This is a genomic window from Uruburuella suis (genome assembly GCF_004341385.1).
Taxonomy (GTDB): Bacteria; Pseudomonadota; Gammaproteobacteria; order Burkholderiales; family Neisseriaceae; genus Neisseria; species Neisseria suis.
The window spans coordinates 33733-59439 of sequence record NZ_SLXE01000002.1 but is presented as its reverse complement, the minus strand read 5'-3'; the positions used below and the strand labels follow the sequence as shown (position 1 = coordinate 59439).

The window sequence follows — 25707 nt, the reverse complement described above, 5'->3', positions numbered from 1 at the left end:
CTTTATCTCAATTAATCACAGCAGGAAAAAATGATGAAGAAAATCTGGATTGTGCCTGTGGCGGCCGCGCTGGCGGCGGGGGGCTGGTATTACTGGCAGCAGCATCATCAAAGCGGCCTGCCCGAGGGCTTTGCCCAAAGCAACGGCCGGCTCGAGCTCAAGCGCTTCGATGTGGCCAGCCTTTATGCCGGCCGCGTGAAAGCCATGTTGGTAGACGAGGGCAGCCGGGTGGAAGAGGGCGATGTGTTGGCCGAATTATCGTCCGACACCAGCGCGAGCCAGCTTGACGGCGCACGGGCGCAAAAGCAGCGTGCGCAAGAAGCGGTGGCGCGCGCCGAGGCAGAAATCAAGGCTTACGAGCAGCAGCAAAAAGTGGCGCAGCTTGATTTTACCAACACGCAAAACCTCAGGCGCGATGATTTGGTGTCGGATGCCGAGCTGAGCAAGCGCCGCGCCGCGCGCGACAGCGCAGCCGCTTCGGTGAGCGCCGCCCGTGCCGCCCGCGCCGAAGCGGCTGCTGCTGTGGCCGCCGCGCAGGCGCAAATCGACCAAGCCGCTTCGGTGAACGATGATATGGCCATCCGCGCGCCGATTGCGGGGCGGGTGGAATACACCATTGCCGAAGTGGGCAATGTGATTGGCGCGGGCAGCAAAGTGGTGAGCCTGCTCGATCCGAACGATGTGTCGATGGCGGTTTTCCTGCCCACCACCCAAATCAGCCGCCTGAAAGTGGGCGATGAAGCGCGCATTGTGCTCGACGGCATGGATGCGGTGTGGCCGGCAAGCATTACCTTTATCGCCACCGATGCGCAATTCACCCCGAAATCGGTGGAAACGCAGAGCGAGCGCGAAAAATTGATGTTTAAAGTGAAGCTGCAAGTGCCGGCGGCCACCGCTGCAAAATACAACGGCTTGCTCAAAGGCGGCCTCACCGGCAACGGCTATGTGCGGCTCGACAATCAGGCGGCATGGCCGGCAGATTTGGCGCTGAAGCTGCCGCATTGATATCTTTCAGACGGCACCTGCAACAGAAGAAACACAGGCTGTTTAACGGCAAGGAATATATAGTGGAATGCATAAAAAAGGGATACGGCGGGTAGCTTGGGTTGTAAACCCAACAAATCTGCAAGCCGTCTGAAACGTTGGGTTTATCAACCCAAGGTTCATCAAAGCCACCGCCAAACCGAGCAATATCCGGCTCAAGCGAGCTGTTCAGATGATTTTTCAGACGGCCTGAAGCCGTAATGTCATCTAAACACAATATATTCAAGCTTCCCTTGTCTTGTTTGGAGAAACACATGAAAGCCAAATTAAAAGCCTATTTGGAAACGGTTTACAGCGAAAGCCGCGCACACGATGAAACCCAAACCGAACGTGCCGCCTGTTGGCGCAATCTGCACCCCGGCAGCGCCGCCTTGATTGCCTTGCTGGTGCGCACCAAGCAGGCGCGCAAGGTGTTGGAAGTGGGCACTTCAAACGGTTATTCCACGCTGTGGCTGGCCGATGCCGTGCGCGACACCGGCGGCTCGCTGCGCACGCTCGAAATCGACAAAGCGCGCAAAAAGGCCGCGCGGCAAAACCTGCGCGAAACCAAACTCGAAGACTTTGTGCGCATGGAAGTGTGCGATGCCGGCGAATTTTTGCGCGATTATCCAAAATATTTCGATGTGGTGCTGCTTGATGCCGACCGCAGTCAATACACCGCCTATTGGCCGCATTTGCAGCGCATTCTCACCAAGCCCGGCAGCCTTTTGGTGGTAGACAATGTGTTGTCGCATGCCGATGAAGTGCAGGCATTTATCGCGCTGGTGGAAGCGGATAAAAACTTCAGCAGCATGGTGTTGGACATTGGTGCGGGTTTGTTGTTGGCGAGTAGTGTTTGAGGCCGTCTGAAAAGGAAAAACAATGAAAGCTTTATTAATCGGTGCGACCGGCGTGACGGGCAAAGAATTGTTGCTGTTGCTGCTGGCCGATTCAAGCTTTAGCCGCCGCGCCGGTGAAGTGTGGCGTTGAAAGTGATTAAAGGCTTGAACAAACTGGGTTTGTTGCGCAAACAAAGCCCTTTGCCCACACCGCAACTGACGCAGGCTTTGCTTAAGGCGTTTCAGACGGCCTCAAAGGGTGAAACCGCTTATGAGGCGGCGGATATTTTTGCTTTGTTGGCAAAATAAGCAGATTGGTTATAAGGCAAAGCAACGCCGTTATACCCATTCTAAAAAAATAACCTTACAAAATAAAAGCGCTTCGGCAGCATCATCCGCGTAGGTCGGATTCTTGAATCCGACGTTTGGCCAACGGCCAAAGCGATGTGCGCGCCTTGTTCTGCGAACAAGTGTCGGATTCGAGAATCCGACCTACAGGCTGCCTGTTTGTATATTATTTTTTTGAATGGCTATTACGGCAATTCAAAATAGCTCAAACCGTATTGTTGTTCGTTTAATTGGCCGATGCGGGCGGTTTCGAGATAGTCGTCAATGATGATTTGATCGGGTGTGGCCGGGGGCGCGGCTCGGCTGGCTTGTTGTGCAAGGGTGAATTGCAGCTGCGTGTTGTTGTTGCGGTAGGCGGCAAGATGGCGTCTGAAATCATAATGTTGCAGTTGGCGGTAGCTTTCGGGGGTGCCAAACACGGTGATGCGGTAATGATAGAGCGTCCAGCCATCGGCGGTTAGCGGCATACGGTTTCCATCTCTGAGCAGGCCGTCTGAATGATTGTCGAGCCGGTAAAGATTAGGTGCGGTGGCGGTGCTGCTCCAGAGATTGCGGTTGACATTGCTCATATCAAAGCCGGCTGCATCGAATTGCTGCTCAAGGTCTGCCTTGATTTGTGTGTAAAGCTGCTGCCCCAAAACGTATTCGTAAGGCTGGTGATCTATTGCGTTATCTTCATTGCTGCCGTGAAACACGGCCACCGAGGGCAAATCGATATGGAAAAAATATTGAAACGGCTGAACTTCGCTTTGCTGGTAAACCCACACGTTTTCTTGTGCCTGCAAGCGGGTGAGCCTGGCCAGATAGGGCGCTTTCGGCTCGCCATATGTGCTTTTGCTAACCAGCGGCTGCGCATGCTCGGGCAGGCTGCCGGCGTCGAAATCCCGGTATATCCGCGCCTGCATAGATTTAATCAGGCGGCGGTGCTGAAACAGATAAAGCTTACGCTGATCACCACCCTCACCGGGCAACATGTTGAGCCAAACATGAGGCTCGGCACGCAACACTTGCTCGTGTGCCTGCAAAATGTCCTGTTGCGCCACCAGCGAAGCTTTGCCTTCTTTATCGACGATAACCAGTGCATAGCCGCCTTGCCGCCAATCCGTGCCGCTCAGAAAATAATTGGGTTGGCTGTTTTCAGGCGCATTGCATCCCGTTGCCGACAGCAACAGAAACAGGCTGATTAAAACAAGCCGGCAATGATGTGCATATTTTTTCATGAGTGTTCCCTTTTATGCTGATTCATATCCATTCTAAAAAATCAGATACAAGGCGGGCCAATGCAGTTAGGTTATTTTTTAGGATGGGTATAACCCAATCCCCGCTCATGTAGGAGCGCTTGTCCCGACTTGTCGGGTAAAGAAGAGGGCTGCAAGCTGCAAGGCTTATACCCATTCGAAAAAATAACCTAACTGCGTTGGCTCGCCTAGCCGTACTAGGTGTACTGTCTTCGGCTCGCCGCCTTGTTATCTTATTTTTTCGAATGGGTATTACTAAAGATTTGTTTGTCGGATATGGCTATCCGACAAACACCAAGGCTACCTGAAACGTTGGATAAAACAGCTAGGTTGGCAAGGCTTTCTGAAACCGGAGGAAAGCTCGGATAGTTGTATCCGGCGCTTGTTCGCAGAATAAGCTGCTCATTTATCCGCTTCGTCAAACGGCGTTTTGCCTTGCTCTTTGCGGGTGAGGTAAGTTGCCACAATGGGGAATACCGCCGCCAGCACGCAACACATGCCGATGCCGATAAGTGCCAAGCCGCCGATGGGCTCGTCGAGCAATTCGTGCACCCACGCGCCAAGCCCGACCAGCACCATCAAACCGGGAATCAGGGCGGTGAGCCCGCACACCAAAATGATAATCGAACCGATAGGCAAACGCATGGTACTCCTCCTTTTTCAAGAGTTGGTGCACTTATTCTAACATGATGTGTTATTTATAATTATTTGATTTATTAATATAAAAATAAAAAGCTATCGCAATCGTAGGTCGGATTCTTGAATCCGACATTTGGCCGCTAGGCCGAACATAGGCTGCAATCTTGTTCTGCGAACAAGCGTCGGATTCAAGAATCCGACCTACAGGCTGCATGGTGTCCAGTAAGTTGTTTTTGCAATAACAACGGAACACCAGCTCGATTTTTAAACCCTTATTGCAAACTAAGGCCGTCTGAAAATAAACCGATGGATATGAACAAACCAACCCCTGCTGTGATTGTTAAGGCCGTTTCCCACCGCTACGGCAAAACCGAAGCCTTGCGCGATGTTTCGTTTGCGCTGCCTGCGGGCGCCACCGTGGGCTTGATCGGGCCTGATGGCGTGGGCAAATCCACGCTGCTTTCGCTGATTGCGGGCGTGAAGATCATTCAGGCAGGCTCGGTAAACGTGCTTGGCGGCGATATGGCCGATAAGCAAGCGCGCCAGGCGTTGTCGCACCGCATTGCCTTTATGCCGCAGGGTTTGGGGCGCAATCTTTATCCCACTTTGTCGGTGTATGAAAACATTGATTTTCATGCGCGCCTGTTTGGCTTAAACGCGCAAGAGCGCAAAGCGCGCATTCAGCGTTTGCTTGATGCCACGGGTTTGGCGCCGTTTCCCGAACGCGCCGCCGGCAAGCTTTCGGGCGGCATGAAGCAGAAGCTGAGCCTTTGCTGCGCTTTGGTGCACAACCCCGATTTGCTGATTCTCGACGAGCCGACCACCGGTGTCGACCCTTTATCGCGCCGCCAATTCTGGGCGCTGGTGGACGAGTTGCAAAAAGAAAGCCGCGGCATGACGGTAATCGTGGCCACCGCTTATATTGAAGAAGCGGAGCGTTTTGCGCATTTGCTGGCGATGGACGACGGCAAATTGCTGGTCAACGCGCCCACTCAAGAAGTGATGCGCCAATACGGTGTGAACACGCTGGAAGAGGCCTATATCAAAATGCTGCCGTCTGAAAAGCAGCAAGGCTCGGGCGGATTGGCCATCACCCCGTTTGTGCCCGACCCCGCTTCGCCGCCGGCGATGGAAGCGCACGGGCTCACCAAGCGTTTCGGCGACTTCACTGCGGTAGACAATGTGAGCTTCCGCATCGAAAAAGGCGAAATTTTCGGCTTTCTCGGCTCCAACGGCTGCGGCAAATCCACCACCATGAAAATGCTCACCGGCCTTTTGCCTGCTACGGAGGGCGAGGCCGAATTGCTCGGTAAACCCATCGACGCGGGCGGCATGGCGGTGCGCATGCGCGTGGGCTATATGTCGCAGGCGTTTTCACTATATGAAGAATTGAGCGTGCGCCAAAATCTACTGTTGCACGCGCAGCTTTACCAAATGCCGGATGCGGCGGGCAAACAGGCCGTGGCCGATGCGCTGGCGCAGTTTGATTTGGCCGAAGTGGCCGACACCCGCCCCGCCGATCTTTCGCTGGGTATGCGCCAGCGCCTGCAATTGGCCGCCGCCTGCCTGCACAAGCCCGAGGTGCTGATTCTCGACGAGCCCACTTCGGGTGTCGACCCTGCCGCGCGCGATATGTTTTGGCGCCATCTGCTCAAGCTTTCGCGGCAAGACAAAATCACCATTTTTATTTCCACCCATTTTATGAACGAAGCCGCGCGCTGCGACCGCATTTCGTTTATGCACCGCGGCCGCGTGTTGGCGGTGGGCACACCCGCCGAATTAACCGAGCGCCAGCATGCGCCCGATTTGGAAGAGGCGTTTGTGCAATATCTGCTGGATGACGAACAAGCGGAACACGCTGCACGTTCAGACGGCCTCAATCTTTCCGGCAAGCCCGAAAACGCGGGCAGGCCGTCTGAAACAGCGGCAGCCGAACAAAGTTTGCCGGAAAGCGGAAAAGCGCTTTCAGACGGCCTTGGTGCAGAAAACAGGCCGTCTGAAACAGCGGCAACATTCCGCACAGACGATGACAAAGCCAAGCAAACGCTGCCCGCAAGCGAGGGCTTGGCTGCCAAAGCCGCACGCATTGTCCGCGCCGATCAGCAAGCCGATGGCCGCCAAGCGCTGCCAAGCGCCGCTGCCGATGCGCAAGATAAATTATTTTCAGACGGCCTTCACGAAGAAAACAGGCCGTCTGAAGAAGTTTCTGTTCATCAACAATATTTATCTGAAAACGAAGCAGCGCTTTCAGACGGCCTTCACGAAGGAAACAGGCCGCCTGAAGAAATTGCTGTTCGTCAACAAAATGTATCTGAAAACGAGGCGGCGCTTTCAGACGGCCTTCACGAAGAAGGCAGGCCGTCTGAAGAAGTTTCTGTTCATCAACAACATTCATCTGTAAACGAAGCAGCGCTTTCAGACGGCCTTCGCGAAGAAAGCAGGCCGTCTGAAGAAGTTTCTGTTCATCAACAACATTTATCTGAAAACGAAGCAGCGCTTTCAGACGGCCTTCGCGAAGAAAACAGGCCGTCTGAAAAATCAGCAGTCAAACCAAGCCAATTTGAAACCAATCAAGCGCCTGCGCCGCACACCGACTCGCTGAAATATTGGTTTGCCACCGTGTTTACCTTTGCCATGCGCGAGGGCAAGGAATTGCTGCGCGATAAAATCCGCCTTTTCTTTGCGGTGTTGGGGCCGGTGATTTTGATGTCGGCTTTGAGCTGGAGCATTTCGTTTGACGTGCAAAACCTCACTTTTGCCGTGCTCGACCGCGACCAAAGCAGCGAAAGCCGCGCGCTCACTGAATATTTTGCCGGCTCGCGCTATTTTGTCGAGCAGCCGCCGCTCGATTCGGCCGCCGATATCGACCGTGTGCTCAAAAGTGCGCAAACCAAGTTGGTGATTGATATTCCGCCCGGCTTCGGCCGCGATTTGCTGCGCGGCAATAAGCCTGAAGTGGGCTTTTATGTGGATGGCTCGGCGCCGTTTAATGCGGAAAACATCAAAGCTTATGTGGGTGGCATTTTAAGCCTTTATGCGCAAGACCAAATCCGCGCCACCGGCCTGCCGATTGCATTGCAGCCGGCTGCGGGCGTGGAAGCGCGCTTTATGTATAACCAAGATTTCAAAAGCATGTATGCGGTGGCGCCGGGCATTATGATGCTGGTGTTGATGCTGATTCCGGCGATGATGACGGCCATCGGTGTGGTGCGCGAGCGCGAAATCGGCTCTATTGCCAACCTTTATGCCTCGCCCGCCAGTGTGCCGCAATATTTAATCGGCAAGCAGCTGCCTTATATTGCGGTGGGGTCGGTGAATTATCTGGCTTTGTTGCTGATGATGCTTTTTTGGTTTCAAGTGCCGCTCAAAGGCTCGTTTATGGCTTTGAGCCTGGGCACATTGCTGATTGTGTGTGTGTCTACCGCGCTGGGCTTATTGGTGTCGAGCTTTGTGCGCTCGCAAGTGGCGGCGATTTTCGTGACCGCCATCATCACGCTGATTCCCACCATCAATTATTCGGGCTTTCTCTACCCGATTTCCACCATGACCGGCAGCGCTTATTGGATAGGCACCATTTTTCCCGCTTCGTGGTATTTGAAAATCAGCGTGGGCACGTTTACCAAAGGGCTGGGCATGGCCGATTTGCAACAGGAATTTTGGGTGCTGGCGGCGGCTTTTTGCGTGCTGCTGTTGGCCGCCTGCATGCTCTTGAAAAAGCAGGAGAAATAAAATGCGCACTCTGAAAACCATTTGGCATCTCACCGTGAAAGAATGGCGCAGCCTCTTTGGCGACCCGATGCTGGTGCTGATGATTGTGTTTGTGTTTTCCGCCACGATTTATTCGGTGGCCAAAGGCGTGAGCAGCGATGTGAAAAACGCCACCGTGGCGATTATCGATGCCGACCGCTCGGCGCTTTCCTACCAAATCCGCGATGCCATACAAGCGCCGTTTTTCAAGCCGCCGGTGGATATCCGGCGCGAAGAGGTGGATAAAGCGATGGATGCGGGCGACTATATTTTCGTGCTCGATATTCCGCCCGGTTTCCAGCGCGATGTGCTCGCCGGCCGCAGCCCTGATGTGCAATTGCTGATTGATGCCACCACCATGACGCAGGCGGGCGTGGGCGCGTCTTACCTCACGCAGATTTTCCAGCGCCAAATCAGCAGCTTTTTGCAGCAGCAGGGCGCGGCTGCGATGATGCCGGTGCAGCCGGTGATCAATATCGAATTCAACCCCAATAGTTTAAGCGAATGGTATATGCCGGTGATGGAAGTGGGCAATATGATTACTCTGCTCTCGCTGGTGCTGGTGGGTGCGGCGGTGATACGCGAGCGCGAGCGCGGCACCATCGAGCATTTGCTGGTGATGCCGGTGAACGCGTTTGAAATCATGATGGCCAAAGTGTTGGCCAACGGCGTGGTGATTTTGGCCGCTTCGCAGTTGTCGATGTGGTTTATGGTGCACAAAATCATCGGCGTGCCGATTAACGGCTCGCTGGCAATGTATGCTTTCGGCGTGGGCGTGTATTTGTTTTCCATTGCTGCGCTGGGCATTATGCTGGCCACCATCGCGCCCACCATGCCGCAATTCGGCCTTTTGATGCTGCCGGTGTTTATGGTGTTGCTGCTGTTTTCCGGCTCGGCAGCGCCGCGCAGCAATATGCCCGGCGCTGCGCAAGGCATCAGCGAATATTGGCCCACCACCCAATTTGCGGCCTTTGCGCAAAACGTGATTTACCGTGGCGCGGGGTTGGATATTGTGTGGCCGGAATTGCTGGTGATGGCCATCACCGGCGCCGTGTTTTTATTGTTTGCGCTGTTTCGCTTCCGCAAAATGCTGGAGCAGCAGGGGTAGGATATGTCCACATTCTGCTTTGCTGCCCAATCAAATGTGAATAAATTTCAGGCCGTCTGAAAAGTTGGGTAGCGTGGGCAGAATCCGACCTACGAACTGAATGGCATTGTTAAGTTTTTTAGTTAGAGCAAAGAAAAGAAATCAATCATGAACAAACAAATTAAAGCCTGGTCGTTCAGTCTGATGGCCGCCTGCACCTTGGCGGCCTGCCAAAACACCACCGTGTCGCTCGACGGGCGCATTGATGTGCCGCCACAATTCAGCCAAGCCGAAGCGGCACGCGGCAGCGTGGATATCGGCCATTGGTGGCAAAGCTGGCACGATCCGGTGTTGAGCGCTTTAGTCGAACAAGGTTTGCAGCAAAGCCCTGATGTGCAGATTGCCGTGAGCCGCCTCAACGAAGCGCGCGCCACCAGCCGCATGGCGCGCGCCGATTTGGGGCCGCAAGCCGGTTTGAGCGGCTCGGCAGGCATTGTGCGCGGTAATGTGGATAATCCGCTCAACGACAACACCCGCGCCTTGCTCGGCCAATTCCCGCAAACCGCCGGCTTGACCGATGGTAGCCAAGATATCAAGGGCAACAGCTTGCTCGGCGGCGCATCGGCTTCGTGGGAGCCGGATATTTTCGGCGGCAAACGCAGCGATGCCGATGCCGCCGCTTATGCCGCGCTGGGCGTGCAAGAGCAGCTTTACGGCGCGCAAATGCTGGTGGCGGGCGATATTGCCGATCATTATTTCAGCGCCCGCGCCGCACAAAAACGCCTTCAGACGGCCTCGCGCAATATCGCCACCATGCAGCGCATGGCGCAATATGTGCAAGGCCGCTTTCAAGCCGGGCAGGCCACGCGCTATGAAGTAAACGAAGTGCAAAGCCGGCTGGCCGCCGTGCGGGCGCAGCAATCTACCATTCAATCGGAATACGATGCCGCCGCGCGCGCCATTGCCGTGCTCACCGGCCAAACCCCGCAAAGCTTCAGGCTACCTGAAAGCAGCGTAAACGTGTTGGCACAGCAGCCCGCCGCGCCCGAGGGCCAAACCCCGCAAGGTATGCTCGAGCGCCGCCCCGACATCCGCGCCCATGCCGCGCAAGTCAACGCTTATGCCGCCAAACTCGCCAGCGCCAAAGCCGATTTGCTGCCGCGCTTTACGATTAACTTTTTGGGGCAGGGCGGCCGCATCGAAGTGGATGGCGACAGCGCGCTCAAAGGCTGGGGCAGCCTCTTGAGCGTGGGCATTCAAATGCCGATATTCACCAACGGGCGCATCCAAGCCAATATCGCCGCGGCCGATGCCCGTCTGCAAACGGCGCTGCTGCAATACGACCAAACCGTGTTGCGCGCGCTGGGCGAAGTCGACAACGCCTATCAGGCACAAGCCGCACTCGAGCGCCAAAACCGCCTGCTGGCCGATGCGCAACAACAAGCCGCGCGCCAAGCGGCCGACGCGCAAAAACTGTTCCGCCACGGCAATAAAACCCTCGATGAAGCTCTGCGCGCGCAATTGGGCGAGCAAGAAATGGCCGACAGCCTCACCCGCTCGCAGCTCGCCCGCGCGCAAATGACGGTGAACCTTTATAAAGCGCTCGGCGGTGGTTGGAACGAGATGCAAACACCGTAAATGTAAATACTTTAAAAAAGGCCGTCTGAAAGCTTTCAGACGGCCTGAATATGATTTTCATCATGCTTTGATGTAATCGGTTTGCTTAATCGGCATCGGCCGATTTGCGCGGCTTTTTCACATCCACCAGCCGTGTGCCGGCCAGATAATCGTATAAAAACCGGCGTTCCTGATTGAGCAGGGCAAAGCCCCAGGGCAATATCCACCAAATCAGCGCTGCGCCGAAGGCGGCTTTGGGCGGCACGCCGCCGAAGTGGCGCAGACCGACATAGGCCAGAAGCGGCACAAACACCACAAACACGCAGGCCCACATAAAGCGCAGGCGCAGCTGCGGCAGCGGCGGGCGACGGCCTTGATCGTCGGCCAGTCCGATCTGCCACACCCGCATCGGCAGCGTTTGCCCCTGCCGCGCCCAATTGAGTTTGAAATAAAACCACCAAGCGGCCAACATCCACACGCTCACCGCCAAGCTGGATAAAAGCGGCGAGAGCGTGTTGAGCACGGTGGCGATGATGCCGGCAATAAGCGCGGCCACGGCGGTGACGGCGCCGATAAGCAGCGCTTCGTAAACCAGTGCGGCCAGGCGGCGTTTGAGAGGAGCGGTGGGCAATGTGTGCATAATGTGGGCTTTGGCTGAAGTTGCGCGGATATTATCAGAAAGCGCTTATTGAGGCAGCTTCTTTCAGACGGCCTTTGAGAACCTGTTCACATTTCATCACGCGGCAATCTTGCCGTTTAAAATTGCATTCTCGGTTGAAATATAAATAAGCGCTCATTCAAACATAAAATGCCGTTTGGTTAAACTGATGGCCGTCTGAACCCAATCGCTGCCGGCATAAGGGTCGAGGCTGTGCGCCAGCGGCAATTTGCGCAACCAGGTGAGCTGGCGCTTGGCGAGCTGGCGGGTGGCGGCAATGCCTTTTTCGGTGAAATCGGCGTAATCGCCCGCGCCGGCCAAATAATCCCAAGCCTGGCGGTAGCCGACGCAGCGCATCGAGGGCATGTCGGCGCTAAGCGCGGGATAAGCGGCTTGCAGCTGCTGCACTTCATCCAAAAAACCTTGAGCGAGCATGGCGTGGAAACGCTTGGCAATCTGCGCATGCAGCAGGGTGCGATCGACGGGAATGAGCGCGAGGGTGCATAAATCGAGCGGCGCTGTGTGCGGCGTGTGTTCGGCAAAATGCGCGCTCAAAGGCCGGCCGGTGAGCTGCCACACTTCGAGCGCGCGCTCGATGCGCTGGCTGTCGGCAGGCTTCAGGCGCGCGGCGGTGGCCGGGTCGATTTCCTGCAAACGTGCATAAAGATGGGCCAAACCATGCGCGGCTTTTTCGGCCTGCAAAGCGGCACGGGTGGCGGCATCGGCTTCGGGGAGCGCATTGAGCCCCTGCGTGAGCGCATGAAAATACATCATGGTGCCGCCCACAATCAGCGGCAATCGGCCGCGCGCGTGGATTTCGCCCGCCAGGCGAGCGCAATCGGCCACAAATTCGGCGGCGCTGTAGGCTTCGAGCGGTGAAATAATGTCGATTAAATGATGCGGGCAGGCCGCGCGTTCGGCCGCGCCGGGCTTGGCGGTGCCGATGTCCATGCCGCGATACACCAGCGCCGAATCGAGGCTGATGATTTCCACCGGCAGATGCGCGGCGATTTCAAGCGCCAGGCCGGTTTTGCCGCTGGCGGTGGGGCCGAGCAGGGCGAGGGCTTTGGGTGGGTGCATAAAAGTTTTAGACGGCCAAAGAAAAGGAATATTATAACGTATGAAATGGATAACAGGCCGTCTGAAAAAAAGTAGGAAAGCTTTTCAGACGGCCTGTTGATGACGATGGGTTCGGCCGGGCAATATCGGCATGGCAATGGTTTAATCGCCGGGCAAGCTTGCCGGCTCGGACGGGCTCGGGGAAGGTGCCGCGGCGGAGAGTGCGGCCGATTTTTGTTGGAGCGCGGTCAGCAGGGCCGCATTTTCCTGCTCTGCCTGATAAAGCTGCTTGAATTCGGGCAGGGTAAAGGGCGATAAAAATGCCAACGATTCTTGCGTGGCTGCTTGCAGCTGCCGGATTTGCCCGTCCAGCAGGGTGAGCGTTTGCTGATCGGTGCCGCTTTGCGCCAAAGTGTCTATTTGTTGCGCCAAATTCATAATGGTTTGGCGGCGGTTTGCAACGGCATCCTGGCGTTCGCTGTAGTGGTAGTATTCAAGCTGCACGGCGCGGTTGGCTTTTACATCGCTCAGAGAATGGCCGCCGCCGGTGCCCAGTTGCTCCGGGTCGAGGGTTTGGGTGTTGATAATGTAAACTTGAGCCTGTGCGGCATGAATGCTGAATAAGCAGCAGGTCAATAGCGCGGATTTTATTGTTTTTGAAGGCATTTCCGGTTCCTAGCAAGTTTGTTGGCTGATTTGGTAGGGGCGTAGGAATTTTTCCAGCAACTGATATACACCTTTGTCCACCATTTTTTTCACGGCGGCGGTTTTCGGGTCGCCCACTTCCACTGAATAATCAATACCGTAATCTTTGGTGCCGATCAGGCGGAAAAAATTGTTGCCGGTTTTGATGGTGTAAAAAGTGTTGGTCATGCTCACGCTGGCCAAATCGTTGCTTTCGGGCATTCGCACCACGGCGCCGGTCCACGAATCAATCAGGCGCAGGTTGACGGTGGCGGTGATGGCCTGGGTGTTGTGCGAAAACTGATATTGGTAAATGTCGATGCCGATGTCTTTATTAGTAGGCAATACGTTGGTTTCGTCGTATTGGGTAACGGCGCCGCTGATGTAATAGTTGGACGGAAAAATCGTGCCCACCGGCAAATGCTGCAAGGTGGTCATGGTGGCGGAAAAATTCTGAACGATGCCGTTGGGCATAATATAGCGCGGATCCAGAAAATTGTTGCGCGAATCAATGAGGCCGTCGGGATAGAGCGGGGTTTCCACCACATCGAAATATTTGAAGTGCGCCAGCGAATCCATCACCATATCCGATAACACGGTGGAATTAATGTCGAACACTTTGCCGGTTTTGTCGCGAATCGGTGCTACTGCCATGCGGAACCAACCATCGCCTTTGGCTTCGCCCGATTTCACCAAAGCTTCGCGCTGCGCCAAAAAGAAATCTTTGTGCAAATCACTCAAACATTGCAATTTTTTGCCGTAAAAAGTGCTGCCGTCGCTGATTTGTTGGGCGCGGGCATCGGCCACACGTTGGGCTTTCTCGCGGCTGTGTTCAGAAGCATAATACGAACGCGTGGCTTGCAGCGTGGCGGTGCTGCAAGCATTGAGCGTGAGCAGGGCGCCGCAAACGGCAGCCAGGGTTTTCAAGATAGGCCGTGCGCTCATTTGGAGATGGCCTCGAAAGTATTGTTGCCGCGGATATGCACGGTCATGTTGCTGTCGTCATCATCACCGAAACCGGTGCACACCACACCCGCACAGGCGCTGCCGCCGCTGGTGGATTGGGCGCGTATGGTGCTGTTGCGCGCTTCCACACGCACATTATCCACCTGCACGCGCGAGTGGCTGTTGCCTGCTTGCTTTTGATTGTTTTCAATCACCACGATGCCTGCGCTGCCGTTTTTATTGTTTTGCGTAACGCCGTCTGAAAGAATGCGGGTGTTTTGAATCAAAATCTGCTTGTTTTGTGGGTTTTCAATGCGGATAGCAGGCTCTTTATCGCCTGCTTTGGAAACGATGGTGCCGCCTTGCACGATGATTTTATTGCCTTTGGTGGTGATTTTGCCGCCTTGCAGGCCGTTGATTTTTACCTGCTCGGTGTTGATTTTGTTGTGTTTGTTGGCCACAACGCTGGATTTTTGGCTGACAGAGCCTTTGTCGGTAATGGGGTTGGGGGCAGAGATTGCGGTGTAAGCCGTAACAAGCAGAGCGCCGCCTAAGGCGCTTAAAGCCAGTTTGCGTCGGAAATTCATACTCATGATTTACTCCTGCGAAACGGAAAGGGGTTAGCCGGAATGTTTATCCGAACCACATCAATCATGCCGAATCGGAAAAAATACGGCGCAAGCCGAGGCTAAGGCAGACAATGCCCGGCCTGCAACGTATTGATAGTTCAGATAAAGATAAACAGAGCGGCTGCGGCAGATGCCGGAAGCCTGTTGAAATTATTTGGAAATGACGCCGCCTGCGTAGGCGCCACTACCTTTGCCGTCGGCTCTTGCTTTGGCATTGATGGTGGAATTTTCGATAACACCGACAGTTGCTTTGGCATTGATGCCCTGTTGGCCTTTCGGGGTGGCAGAAATCACACCACCAGCCATGGCTTCCGAATCTTTGCCGGTTGCTTCTGCATCAGCATTGATTTCTGAATCTTTGATAACGCCTACGGTGGCAGAGCCATTTATGCCACCGGCCGCACCTACTAATTTAATTGCCTCACCTACACCGCCAGCCTGCGCACCGGCAGCCGCCAGCATCAAGCCTACAAACAAAATAGAACGCTTTTTCATGATTCAAACCTTTCTTGCTGTTTAACCAGTTTGGAAAACGTTTCGTTTAAAATGAAAAATGTCACTTAATTGAAACGTGTATCCACTCATCAAAGCAAGACTGCTGCACCCCGAATGGCAGAGCTATGGTTAGAAAAATCTTCCAACTTATTTTTAGTAATCATAAGTTTATAAAAATACAATTACCGCCTTGCAGGTTGATTTTTCTGTTTGTATGAGTGAGGGCGGTTAAGAAAAGTTCAGAAAAAATTGCTAAAAGGCAGAAAACAATAAAATATTATTTTCAAATAAATATTGGGATTTTTAGAGGATTTATTGTCGGCATGGCCATTGTAGGCGGGTTGATAAAAAGAGATAGAATAGCCATTCGGTTTATCGGAATGATGTCGATATGGGCATTAAAATTTCAGGTTGCCGTTGAAACACGGCTGAGTGGCAGGCCGTCTGAACAGGATGCAAATGCCGGCCTGGCGATGTGTGGTTTATATTTTATTGGCACCAATATCTTGCTCTGCAAATGATTTTTTGTTCAAAATTTACTTGAATAGCCAAGGCAGATAGAGTCACAAATCAAGCCGGCGGCAAACATAGAAAGCAAAATGTATGGATAAAACAGAAAAATTCAGCTTCGGCACTTTTTTGGCGGCCTTGGGCGGTGTGTTGGCCGTGTGGCTGCCGGTGTTGCTGCTGCATTTAACGGTGGTGCTTTTCAGCGCGCTGATCACTTATGCGGCCGCGCGCGCGGCGGCTTCTTGGCTGAGCCGCCGCCGGCCGGATATGCCGCGTGCTGCTTTGTGGGGGCTGTTGCTGGTGTTGGTGCTGATGGCCGCAGCGGCGGGCTTACTCGGCTTTTGGCTGGAGCACCGCGCAGACGGCCTGGCCATCGGCAGCCTGTCGGAAAAAGCTGCTGCCGTGCTCGAGCAGCTGCACACCACGTTGCCGGCGGGCGCGGCCGAATATGTGCCGGCTTCGGTGGCAAACTTGAAAGAAAGCTCGGTGCATGTGCTCAAATCGCATGCGTTGGCGCTGCAAACGGCGGGTGCGCACACTTTGCGCGCCATCGGCTATGCGTTGGCGGGGGTGATTATCGGCGGCATTGCCGTGTTGCAGGTGCCGACCGTGCCGCCGGCCGGTGCGCGGCCTTTGGCGCAAATATTGCGGGGGGGCTTTGATGAATTGCTGCGCAGCTTTACCGATGTGTTTTTTGCGCAAATCCGCATCGCCGCCATCAACACCGCGCTGACCTCGGTTTATCTGCTGGTGATTTTGCCGTTGATGGGGCGGCCGCTGCCGATGACTGATTCGCTGGTTTTGCTCACTTTTTTGGCGGGGCTGATTCCGGTGGTGGGCAATTTGGTGTCCAACAGCTTTATTGTGGTGCTGAGCCTGGGCGACAGTATGGGCATCACTTTGTTGTCGTTGGCTTGGCTTATCGGCATACACAAGCTGGAATATTTTCTCAATGCCCATATCATCGGCCACAAAATCAAGGCGGCGGCATGGGAATTGCTGATTGCCATGCTGGTGATGGAAGCCGCATTCGGCTTGGCCGGGCTGGTGAGTGCGCCGGTGGTTTATGCGCAAATCAAGCGGGTGATGGCTGATAAAGGCTGGGTGTGATATCCGTTTTCTTACTGAGGCCGTCTGAAACTTTGCTTTCAGACGGCCTGTTTTTTAGCAGGAAAAAGAATGTATCTTAATTACAAAAGCGATGGGCTCTGATTTTGAACCGAGCCGATTTCGGTGTTTGGGGCATGCGGTTTCGGGTGCCTCGGCCTGCCGGGCGGGGGAATCTGGAAAACGTGTGGTTTTTGAGAAATTTCAGCATGTTGTTAATTACTGTTAATTTGAAAAGATATTCTATATTCTTGCCAATTTTGGAAATCAAAATCCAATAGCGGTTAAATATAAGAAATATAGCGCTATTTAATAGTGGTTAACACTTGTTTCCTGTTGTGTAAAATTAAAAAAAATCTTTGACGATTGCCAACAATTTCCGTATTTTAGTCAGACCTAAAGCTTAATATAAGATTGCCCCGGGCGCGCGAAGATAAGCGAGTATTTTTACTACAAGCGCCGCCGGAAGCGCCTCTACCAAAATCGTTTTTGCAGGAAAGGTTTTATCATGTCTAAGCTGTATGATCGCACGCTGGAAAAAGAAAATTGCGGTTTCGGCCTTATCGCCAATATCGACGGCGAGCCGAGCCATAAAGTGGTGCGCACCGCCATTCTCGGTTTGTCGCGTATGCAACACCGCGGCGCTATTTTGTCTGACGGCAAAACGGGCGACGGCTGCGGCCTGCTGCTGCAAATGCCGAAAACCTTTTTTCAGGCGGTGGCGGCCGAAGCGGGCTTCACCTTGGCGCAAAACTTTGCCGTCGGCCAGATTTTCCTGCCGCAAGACGAAGCTTTGGCGCAAGAATATATCGACATTATCAATGAAGAGCTGATTAACGAAACCTTGGGCATTGCCGCTTGGCGCGATGTGCCGGTGAGCGTGCCGGTGCTCGGCTCGATTGCGGCGGCCGATATGCCGAAAATCAAGCAGGTGTTTATCAATGCGCCCAGCGGTTGGCGCATTCAGGATATCGAGCGACGCTTGTTTGTGGCGCGCCGCCGCATTGAAAAACGCATCGAGCACGATGATTTTTATATTTGCAGCTTGTCCAACCGCACCATTATCTATAAAGGCTTGTGCATGCCGAAAGACTTGCCCAAGTTTTACCTTGATTTGGCCGATTTGCGCATGCAGTCTGCCATCTGCCTGTTTCACCAGCGCTTTTCCACCAACACCATGCCGCGTTGGAAGCTGGCGCAGCCTTTTCGCTATCTGGCGCACAATGGCGAAATCAACACCATTTCCGGCAACCGTGCCTGGGCGCGCGCGCGCGCCTATAAATACCGCACGCCGCTGATTCCCGATTTGGCCACGGCCGCACCGTTTGTGAACGAAACCGGCTCCGATTCGAGCTCGCTCGACAATATGCTCGAATTGTTTGTAAACGGCGGCATGGATTTATTCCGCGCCATGCGCCTGTTGGTGCCGCCGGCCTGGCAGCAAAACCCGGACATGAGCGATGATTTGCGCGCTTTTTACGATTTCAACTCTATGCACATGGAGCCGTGGGACGGCCCCGCCGGCATCGTGCTTTCAGACGGCCGCTATGCTGCCTGCAACCTCGACCGCAACGGCTTGCGTCCGGCGCGCTATGTGATCACGCAAGACCGCTTAATCACCATTGCTTCGGAAGTGGGCATTTGGGATTACGCGCCTGACGAAGTGGTGGAAAAAGGCCGCGTCGGCCCCGGCCAATTGCTGGTGATCGACACCAAAAAAGGCAAGCTGCTGCATTCAGATGAAATCGACCAAGAGCTGCGCACCCGCCACCCTTACCGCGTTTGGTTGGATAAAAACGTGCAGCGGCTGATTCCGTTTGAGCAGCTGCCTGAAGACGAAGTGGGCGAGGCGGCGATGGATGCCGAAGCGCTGGCCGTGTATCAAAAGCAGTTTCTGTATGACCGCGAAGAGATTGAAAGCGTGGTTCGCGTGATGGGTGAAAACGGCCAGGAGCCGGTGGGCTCGATGGGCGATGATGCGCCTTTTGCCGTGCTCAGCGAGCGCCCGCGCCTGATTTACGATTATTTCCGCCAATATTTCGCGCAAGTCACCAATCCGCCCATCGACCCTTTGCGTGAAGCGCATGTGATGAGCCTGGCCACCAGCATCGGCCGCGAAATGAGCGTGTTTTTCGAAGCCGAGGGCATGAGCCACCGTGTGAACTTCAAATCGCCGGTGCTGCTTTATTCCGATATGCAGCAATTGCTGCGCCTGCCGCAAGAGCATTACAAACATGTGGTGTTCAACGCTGTGTATAACCCCGCCGAAACCGGCCTGAAAGACGCCATCGAGCGCTTGTGTAACGAAGTGGAAGCCGCCGTGCGCAATGGTGCGGTGTTGTTGGTGTTGTCGGATAAAGCCATCAGCAAAGAAATGCAGCCGATTCCGGCGCCCTTATTTGTGGGCGCGGTGCAAAAACGCTTGGTCGACACCAATCTGCGCTGCGATGCCAATATGATCGTGGAAACCGCTTCTGCCCGCAACCCGCACCATTTTGCCGTGTTAATCGGCTTGGGCGCCACGGCGGTGTATCCTTATTTGGCTTATGAGAGCCTGGCGCACATGGTGAATGTGGGCGCGATTACCAAGCCGATGCGCGTGGTGATGGCCAATTTCCGCAACAGCGTGAACAAAGGCCTTTACAAAATCATGTCGAAAATGGGCATTTCCTGCGTGTCGTCTTACCGCTGCGCGCGCCTGTTTGAAGTGGTGGGGCTCAATAGCGAGATTGTGGGCTTGTGTTTCCCCGGCATCACCAGCCGTGTGGAAGGTGCATCGTTTGCCGATTTACACGACCAATTGTGCGCCATGCGCAAACGCGCCTGGCAGCGCAGCAAAGAGGTGGATGCCGGCGGCTTGCTCAAATTCAAGCCGCAGGGCGAATACCATGCCTACAACCCCGAAGTGGTCAACACCCTGCAAGCTGCGGTAAACAGCGGCGACTACAGCCAATACCGCCTTTACGCCGATGCGGTCAACAAGCGCCCCGTGGCCACCATCCGCGATATGCTGTGCGTGAAAACCGCAGAGCGCACACCGATTTCTGTTGACCAAGTAGAGCCGGCGGAAAACCTCTACAAACGCTTCGACAGCGCCGCCATGTCGATCGGCGCGCTCAGCCCCGAAGCGCACGAAGCCTTGGCTGTGGCGATGAACCGCTTGGGCGGCTATTCCAACTCGGGCGAAGGCGGTGAAGACCCGAAACGCTACGGCACCGAAAAAGTGTCGCGCATCAAGCAAGTGGCTTCCGGCCGCTTCGGCGTGACCGCCGCTTATCTGATGAGCGCCGATGTGATTCAGATTAAAGTGGCGCAAGGTGCGAAGCCCGGCGAAGGCGGCCAATTGCCGGGCGACAAGGTTACACCTTATATCGCACAGCTGCGCTATGCCGTGCCCGGTTCCACGTTGATTTCACCGCCGCCGCACCACGATATTTATTCCATCGAAGATTTGGCGCAATTGATTTTCGACTTGAAGCAAGTCAACCCCAAAGCCTTGATTTCAGTAAAACTGGTGTCGCTGCCCGGCGTGGGCACCATTGCCACCGGCGTGGCCAAAGCTTATGCCGACCTGATTACCATTTCCGGCTACGACGGAGGCACGGGCGCATCCCCGCTCACCAGCGTGAAATATGCGGGCAGCCCGTGGGAATTGGGCTTGGCCGAAGCGCAACAAGCCTTGGTGGAAAACAATCTGCGCCACAAAATCCGCCTGCAAGTGGATGGCGGCCTCAAAACCGGGCTCGACATCATCAAAGCGGCCATTCTCGGCGCCGAGAGCTTCGGCTTCGGCACAGGGCCCATGGTGTCGCTCGGCTGCCGTTATTTGCGCATCTGCCATCTGAACAACTGCGCCACCGGCATCGCCACCCAAGACGACACTTTGCGCAGCAAGCATTACCACGGCCTGCCCGAAAAAGCGATGAATTACTTTAAATTTATCGCTCAAGACGTGCGCGAATTGATGGCCGGTTTGGGCGTGGAAAAGCTCACCGATCTGATCGGCCGCACCGATTTGCTGGAAATCATCGAAGGCAAAACCGCCAAACAGCGCGGGCTGGATTTGAGCCGCCTTTTGTATGCGCCCAAAGTGCCCGAAGGCAGCGCGCGCTTCTGCACCCAAAACAACGCCCCGTTTGACAAAGGCTTGCTCAATAAAGCCATTGTCGAGCAGGCGCAGCAGGCATTCGAGAGCGGCGGCAATGCCGATTTGAGCTTCGACATCAGCAATCTCGACCGCTCGGTGGGCGCCACCTTGTCGGGCATGATTGCTCAAGAATACGGTAGCCGCGGCAATGCCGGCCAAACGTTCAACATCGACCTCAACGGCACTGCCGGGCAGAGCTTGGGCGTGTGGCTGGCCGGCGGCGTCAACCTCAACCTCACGGGCGATGCCAACGATTATGTGGGCAAAGGCATGAGCGGCGGGCGCATTGTGATTAAGCCGCATAACGGCGCGGCCTTCAAAGCCGAAGAAGCCACCATTGCGGGCAACACCTGCCTTTATGGCGCCACCGGCGGCGAATTGTTTGCCTCGGGGCGCGCAGGCGAGCGCTTCGGCGTGCGCAATTCGGGCGCCACCACCGTGGTGGAGGGCATCGGCGACAACGGCTGCGAATACATGACCGGCGGCGTGGTGACGGTGTTGGGCAAAACCGGCATCAACTTCGGCGCAGGCATGACCGGCGGCTTCGCTTATGTGCTCGACACCGACGGCCGCTTCAAAGGGCGCATCAACCCCGAAATGGTGGAAGGCTTGAGCATCGCCGATCTGCCCATGCACCAAGAGCATTTGCGCGGCCTGATTTCCCGCCATGTGGAGCTCACCCACAGCCCCATCGGCGAGCGCATCCTGTCGCATTGGGAAGACTATGTCGACCGCTTTGTGCTGGTGAAGCCCAAAGCCAACGATGTGAACGCGCTGCTCGGCCACAAGCGCCGCACCGTAACCGAATTGCGCGCTGTTACCCAATAAGCCTGAGGCCGTCTGAATGTTTCAGACGGCCTGAAGAAGCCACAACAAAATGTTTCAGACGGCCTTTTCAATAAAGGCCGTCTGAAAGGAAAAATCAGTTTGTAAGGACCTGCCATGAGCCAACATGAAAATGTATACCAATTTATCGACCTGCCGCGCGTAGATCCGCCGAAAATTCCCTTAACCAGTCGCAAAACCACGTTTGTGGAAATTTATCAGGCCTTCACCGACACGCAGGCGCAAGCACAAGCCGATCGCTGCTTAGGCTGCGGCAACCCTTATTGCCAAAACAAATGCCCGCTGCACAACAACATCCCCAACTGGCTGCGCCTGGCCAACGAAGGCCGCATTATCGAAGCGGCGGAGCTGGCACATTCCACCAACAGCCTGCCCGAAGTGTGCGGCCGCGTGTGCCCGCAAGATCGTTTGTGTGAAGGCGATTGCACGCTCAATGCCGAATTCGGCGCCGTAACCATCGGCAATGTGGAAAAATACATCACCGAAACCGCCTTTGAAATGGGCTGGCGTCCCAATCTGCACCATGTGCCCAAAGCCGGCAAAAAAGTGGCCGTCATCGGCGCGGGGCCGGCCGGCCTGGGCTGCGCCGATGTGCTCACCCGCAACGGCGTGGATGTAACCGTGTATGAGCGCCAGCCCGAAATCGGCGGCCTGCTCACTTTCGGCATTCCCGCCTTTAAGCTGGAAAAAGAAGTGATGGTGCGCCGGCGCGAAGTGTTCGGCGAAATGGGCATTCAGTTCAAACTGGGCGTGGAAATCGGCCGCGATGTGAAGCTCGATGATTTGGCCGCCGAATACGATGCCGTGTTTCTCGGCGTGGGCACTTATCAGGGCATGAAAGCCGACATTGCCAATGAAAACGCCCAAGGCGTGTATTCGGCGCTGCCGTTTTTGATCGGCAACACTCAAAACCTGCTCGGTTTCGACAGCCCCGATTTCGTGAGCATGGCCGGCAAGCGCGTGGTGGTGCTCGGCGGCGGCGATACCGCCATGGATTGCGTGCGCACTTCCGTGCGTCAAAATGCCGCCGAAGTGACTTGCGTTTACCGCCGCGATGCCGCCAATATGCCCGGCAGCCGCAAAGAATTCACCAATGCGCAAGAAGAGGGCGTGGCATTCCAATTCAACGCTCAGCCCGTGGCCATCGAAGCCGAGCCGGTAGCGGTGCAAACCGATAGCGAAGGCAAAGTGGCGGGTTTGCGCATCGTGAAAACCCAAATGGGCGAGCCTGATGAACAAGGCCGCCGTCGCGCCGAAATCATTCCCGGCAGCGAAGAAGTGATTGCCTGCGATGCCGTGATTGTGGCCTTCGGCTTCGCCCCGCACGCCATGCCGTGGCTGGAAAGCGTGGGCGTAACCACCGATAACCGCGGCCGCATCGAAGCGCGCGGGCAATATAAGCAGCAAACCGCCAACCCGAAAATCTTCGCCGGCGGCGACATCACCCGCGGCTCCGATTTGGTGGTTACCGCCATTGCCGAAGGCCGCGATGCCGCCGAGGGCATTTTGGATTATCTGGATATTTGATGGTTGCCAGCTGATGACTGATTCAAGGCCGTCTGAAAAGTTTTCAGACGGCCTTTATTTTATTTGGCGCTTGAAATATTCAAAATAAACGCCAACTGCAAATTGATTTAATCTTTTTTGAACAAACAGCCCGCACATGAAAACCTTATTCCGTTTACTCGTTTTAATCATCGTGCTGCTCGCGGCAGGTGCAGGTGTGTGGTATGTTAAGCAACCCGATCATGCCCGGCCGCAGCAAGCGCTCACCCGCGAGGGCGTGCTCACGCAGATTCAAAATCTAAACCGGCTGGAGAGCACCGCTTTTTATATCGACACCATCATCAAAACCGAAAAGCCCGGCAATTGGTATGCGCTGTGGCAAGATGCGCAAAGCGGCCTTTTTATGGCAAAAGGGCAGGTGGTGGCCGGCATCGATTTGAATAAATTGAGCGCCGAAAATGTGAACGTGGTCAACAATAAAGTGATCATCAGCCTGCCGCCGGTGGAAATTCTGAGTGTGAATCTCGACAATATCGAAGTGTACGACCTCAAAACCGGCTCGCTCGGCCTGCATCCCATCGATAAAAGTGTGTTTGAAACCGTGCAGCAGGCGGCCAAAAAGCAGGTGTTGGAAAGCGCCTGCAAAGCCGATATTTTAGCGCATGCGCAAAATCAGGCGCAGCAGCAGCTCGAAACCCTGTTTGCCTTGGCGCAAACCCAAGCTTCCGTTTACCCCGCCGCCTTGCCGCCGTGCAAAGCAGCCTAACCCGTAAAGAGAGGAAATAAAATGTCACAAGTTACCCTGCAAGGCAACCCGGTTGAAGTGGGCGGCCGCTTTTTAGAAGCCGGCCAAAGCGCGCCCGATTTCAAGCTCACCGCCGGCGATTTGTCGGAAAAAACCTTGGCCGATTTTGCCGGCAAACGCAAAATCCTGAATATTTTCCCCAGCGTAGACACCGGCGTGTGCGCGAAATCGGTGCGCACATTCAACGAAAAAGCCGCCGCGCTCGACAACACCGCCGTGCTGTGCATTTCCGCCGATCTGCCGTTTGCCCAAGCACGCTTTTGCGGCGCGGAAGGCATCGACAATGTGGTGATGCTCTCCACTTTCCGCAGCGGCTTTGCCCAAGATTACGGCGTGGCGCTGCAAAGCGGCCCGCTCGCCGGCCTCACCGCCCGCTCGGTGGTGGTGCTCGATGAACACAATCAAGTGCTTTATAGCGAATTGGTGCCCGAAATCGCGCAAGAGCCGGACTACAATTCGGCATTGGCAGCTTTGTAATCGAACTGTAAGCCTGATAAAAAAGGCCGTCTGAACGCTTTAGAGCTTTCAGACGGCCTTTTGTGTGAATAAAAGTAATTGCATGTAATTTTGATGCGAAAGGCATATTCACCCGGCCTGCCGCGCTTGACGTATCAATAAGCCGCCCCTAGAATCGGCGCCGCCACTTCGGACACTTTTTACGGATAATATATGCAATATTGCTACCCTAGCGAGCACGAGCGCCATCATGCCACTTGGCTCTCATTTTGCGCCAACCATGCCGTGTGGCAAGACCTGCGCATCACCGCCGCCATTCAAGCCAATATCAGCCGCTTGGCGTTAAACATCGCCCGCTTCGAGCCGGTGAAAATATTGGTGCGGCCGGAAGAAATGGTGCAGGCCAAAAACCTGATGGGCAGCGATGTGGAATACATCGAAGCGGCGCTCGACGATATCTGGCTGCGCGACAGTGGCGCGGTTTTTGTGAAAAACAGCCACAGCGGCGAGAAAACCGCCGTGAACTTCAATTTCAACGGCTGGGGCAACAAGCAGGCGCACCGGCAAGATGCGCATGCGCCCGCCATTATGGCTGAGGCCGCCGGCGTGCCGCTGGTTCGCGCCGACATCTGCTTGGAAGGCGGTGCGCTGGAAGTGGACGGGCGCGGCAACGCGATTTTAAACGAAAGCTGCATTCTCAACGACAACCGCAATCCGGGCATGAGCAAAGCCGAATGCGAAAAAGCCTTGGCGCGATTTTTGGGCATCGAGCACATTATTTGGCTGCCCGGCATGAAAGATGCCGACATCACCGATTCACACATCGACTTTTATGCCAAATATATCAACGGGCAAACCGTGTTGATCAATCGGGAACACAATAGCACCAAGCCCGACCACATCATCACCCGCCAAACGGCTGCGGCATTGGCCGAGCATTTCGAATTAAATGAAGCGAATATTCTCGACAACCCGCAATCCGTGCGCGTGGATACCGATGAATTTCCCGATTTTGCCGCCAGCTACATCAATTACTATGCCTGCAACGGCGGCGTGATTGTGCCGGAATTCGGCGATGCACACACCGATGCCGCCGCCAAAGAAAAATTGCAGCTTTGGTATCCCGATCGGGAAATCGTTGCCATGAATATCGATTGGATTGCCATCGGCGGCGGCGGCATTCATTGCGTGACGCAACAGGAATTTGGCTGATGCCGGTTTGAAAAACACGTTTTGCAAGCATGGCAAACCAAAGGCCGTCTGAATATTTTTTCAGACGGCCTTTGGTTTGTAAACAAAGCGGCTTTAAGCAAAACAGCTTT

Annotated in this window: 19 protein-coding genes; 11 read left to right on the top strand and 8 right to left on the bottom strand. The window is 55.0% G+C overall.

Annotated features, from left to right (window positions below):
• The first annotated feature begins 33 nt into the window (after positions 1-33).
• Both EV680_RS01170 and EV680_RS01165 read left to right on the top strand, forming a co-directional pair.
• On the top strand, positions 34-1005 hold the full coding sequence (locus EV680_RS01170; RefSeq protein ID WP_132952533.1) for an HlyD family secretion protein: 972 nt from the start codon (positions 34-36) through the stop codon (positions 1003-1005).
• 293 nt (positions 1006-1298) lie between these two features.
• On the top strand, positions 1299-1883 hold the full coding sequence (locus tag EV680_RS01165; RefSeq protein WP_165870884.1) for an O-methyltransferase: 585 nt from the start codon (positions 1299-1301) through the stop codon (positions 1881-1883).
• 512 nt (positions 1884-2395) lie between these two features.
• Here EV680_RS01165 and EV680_RS01155 read toward each other — a convergent pair.
• Both EV680_RS01155 and EV680_RS01150 read right to left on the bottom strand, forming a co-directional pair.
• The gene (locus EV680_RS01155; RefSeq protein WP_132952354.1) at positions 2396-3430 is read right to left on the bottom strand and encodes a hypothetical protein; all 1035 of its coding nucleotides are present in this window, start codon (positions 3428-3430) and stop codon (positions 2396-2398) included.
• A 420-nt stretch (positions 3431-3850) separates the two neighbouring features.
• On the bottom strand, positions 3851-4093 hold the full coding sequence (locus EV680_RS01150; RefSeq protein ID WP_132952352.1) for a hypothetical protein: 243 nt from the start codon (positions 4091-4093) through the stop codon (positions 3851-3853).
• Between the two features lie 306 nt (positions 4094-4399).
• Here EV680_RS01150 and EV680_RS12075 point away from each other — a divergent pair, with 306 nt between their 5' ends.
• The 3 genes from EV680_RS12075 to EV680_RS01130 all read left to right on the top strand — a co-directional run bounded on the left by EV680_RS12075 (position 4400) and on the right by EV680_RS01130 (position 10559).
• The gene (locus EV680_RS12075) at positions 4400-7816 is read left to right on the top strand and encodes an ATP-binding cassette domain-containing protein (protein ID WP_243650315.1); all 3417 of its coding nucleotides are present in this window, start codon (positions 4400-4402) and stop codon (positions 7814-7816) included.
• A 1-nt stretch (position 7817) separates the two neighbouring features.
• A complete protein-coding gene (locus tag EV680_RS01135) occupies positions 7818-8942 on the top strand; it encodes an ABC transporter permease (protein WP_132952350.1) in 1125 nt (374 codons plus the stop codon).
• Between the two features lie 147 nt (positions 8943-9089).
• Entirely contained in the window at positions 9090-10559 is a 1470-nt protein-coding gene (locus EV680_RS01130; RefSeq protein ID WP_132952348.1) for an efflux transporter outer membrane subunit, read from the top strand.
• 85 nt (positions 10560-10644) lie between these two features.
• Here EV680_RS01130 and EV680_RS01125 read toward each other — a convergent pair whose 3' ends face one another.
• From EV680_RS01125 to EV680_RS01100, 6 genes are all read right to left on the bottom strand, one after another.
• Entirely contained in the window at positions 10645-11178 is a 534-nt protein-coding gene (locus EV680_RS01125; RefSeq protein WP_132952346.1) for an RDD family protein, read from the bottom strand.
• A 153-nt stretch (positions 11179-11331) separates the two neighbouring features.
• Positions 11332-12276 carry a tRNA (adenosine(37)-N6)-dimethylallyltransferase MiaA gene (gene miaA, locus EV680_RS01120; RefSeq protein ID WP_132952344.1) on the bottom strand — a complete coding sequence of 315 codons (945 nt, stop codon included), beginning with the start codon at positions 12274-12276 and terminating at the stop codon, positions 11332-11334.
• Between the two features lie 141 nt (positions 12277-12417).
• Positions 12418-12921 carry a hypothetical protein gene (locus tag EV680_RS01115; RefSeq protein WP_132952342.1) on the bottom strand — a complete coding sequence of 168 codons (504 nt, stop codon included), beginning with the start codon at positions 12919-12921 and terminating at the stop codon, positions 12418-12420.
• A 9-nt stretch (positions 12922-12930) separates the two neighbouring features.
• Entirely contained in the window at positions 12931-13866 is a 936-nt protein-coding gene (locus EV680_RS01110; RefSeq protein ID WP_243650314.1) for a CsgG/HfaB family protein, read from the bottom strand.
• 14 nt (positions 13867-13880) lie between these two features.
• A complete protein-coding gene (locus EV680_RS01105) occupies positions 13881-14477 on the bottom strand; it encodes a hypothetical protein (protein ID WP_132952338.1) in 597 nt (198 codons plus the stop codon).
• 186 nt (positions 14478-14663) lie between these two features.
• Positions 14664-15008: a hypothetical protein gene (locus tag EV680_RS01100; RefSeq protein ID WP_132952336.1), complete on the bottom strand. Its 345-nt coding sequence runs from the start codon at positions 15006-15008 to the stop codon at positions 14664-14666.
• Positions 15009-15611: 603 nt separating this feature from the next.
• Between EV680_RS01100 and EV680_RS01095 the strand changes: the two genes are divergently transcribed.
• From EV680_RS01095 to EV680_RS01070, 6 genes are all read left to right on the top strand, one after another.
• A complete protein-coding gene (locus tag EV680_RS01095) occupies positions 15612-16628 on the top strand; it encodes an AI-2E family transporter (RefSeq protein WP_132952334.1) in 1017 nt (338 codons plus the stop codon).
• Between the two features lie 505 nt (positions 16629-17133).
• Positions 17134-21600, top strand: a complete 4467-nt coding sequence (gene gltB, locus EV680_RS01090; RefSeq protein WP_132952332.1) for a glutamate synthase large subunit — start codon at positions 17134-17136, stop codon at positions 21598-21600.
• A gap of 114 nt (positions 21601-21714) precedes the next feature.
• Positions 21715-23145, top strand: coding sequence for an FAD-dependent oxidoreductase (locus EV680_RS01085; protein WP_132952330.1), 1431 nt, complete (start codon positions 21715-21717; stop codon positions 23143-23145).
• A gap of 136 nt (positions 23146-23281) precedes the next feature.
• Complete coding sequence (locus EV680_RS01080; protein WP_132952328.1) at positions 23282-23890, top strand: DUF4230 domain-containing protein; 609 nt, start codon at positions 23282-23284, stop codon at positions 23888-23890.
• Positions 23891-23911: 21 nt separating this feature from the next.
• Positions 23912-24406, top strand: coding sequence for a thiol peroxidase (tpx, locus tag EV680_RS01075; protein WP_132952326.1), 495 nt, complete (start codon positions 23912-23914; stop codon positions 24404-24406).
• Positions 24407-24598: 192 nt separating this feature from the next.
• Positions 24599-25597 carry an agmatine deiminase family protein gene (locus EV680_RS01070; protein WP_132952324.1) on the top strand — a complete coding sequence of 333 codons (999 nt, stop codon included), beginning with the start codon at positions 24599-24601 and terminating at the stop codon, positions 25595-25597.
• The last annotated feature ends 110 nt before the right edge of the window (positions 25598-25707 follow it).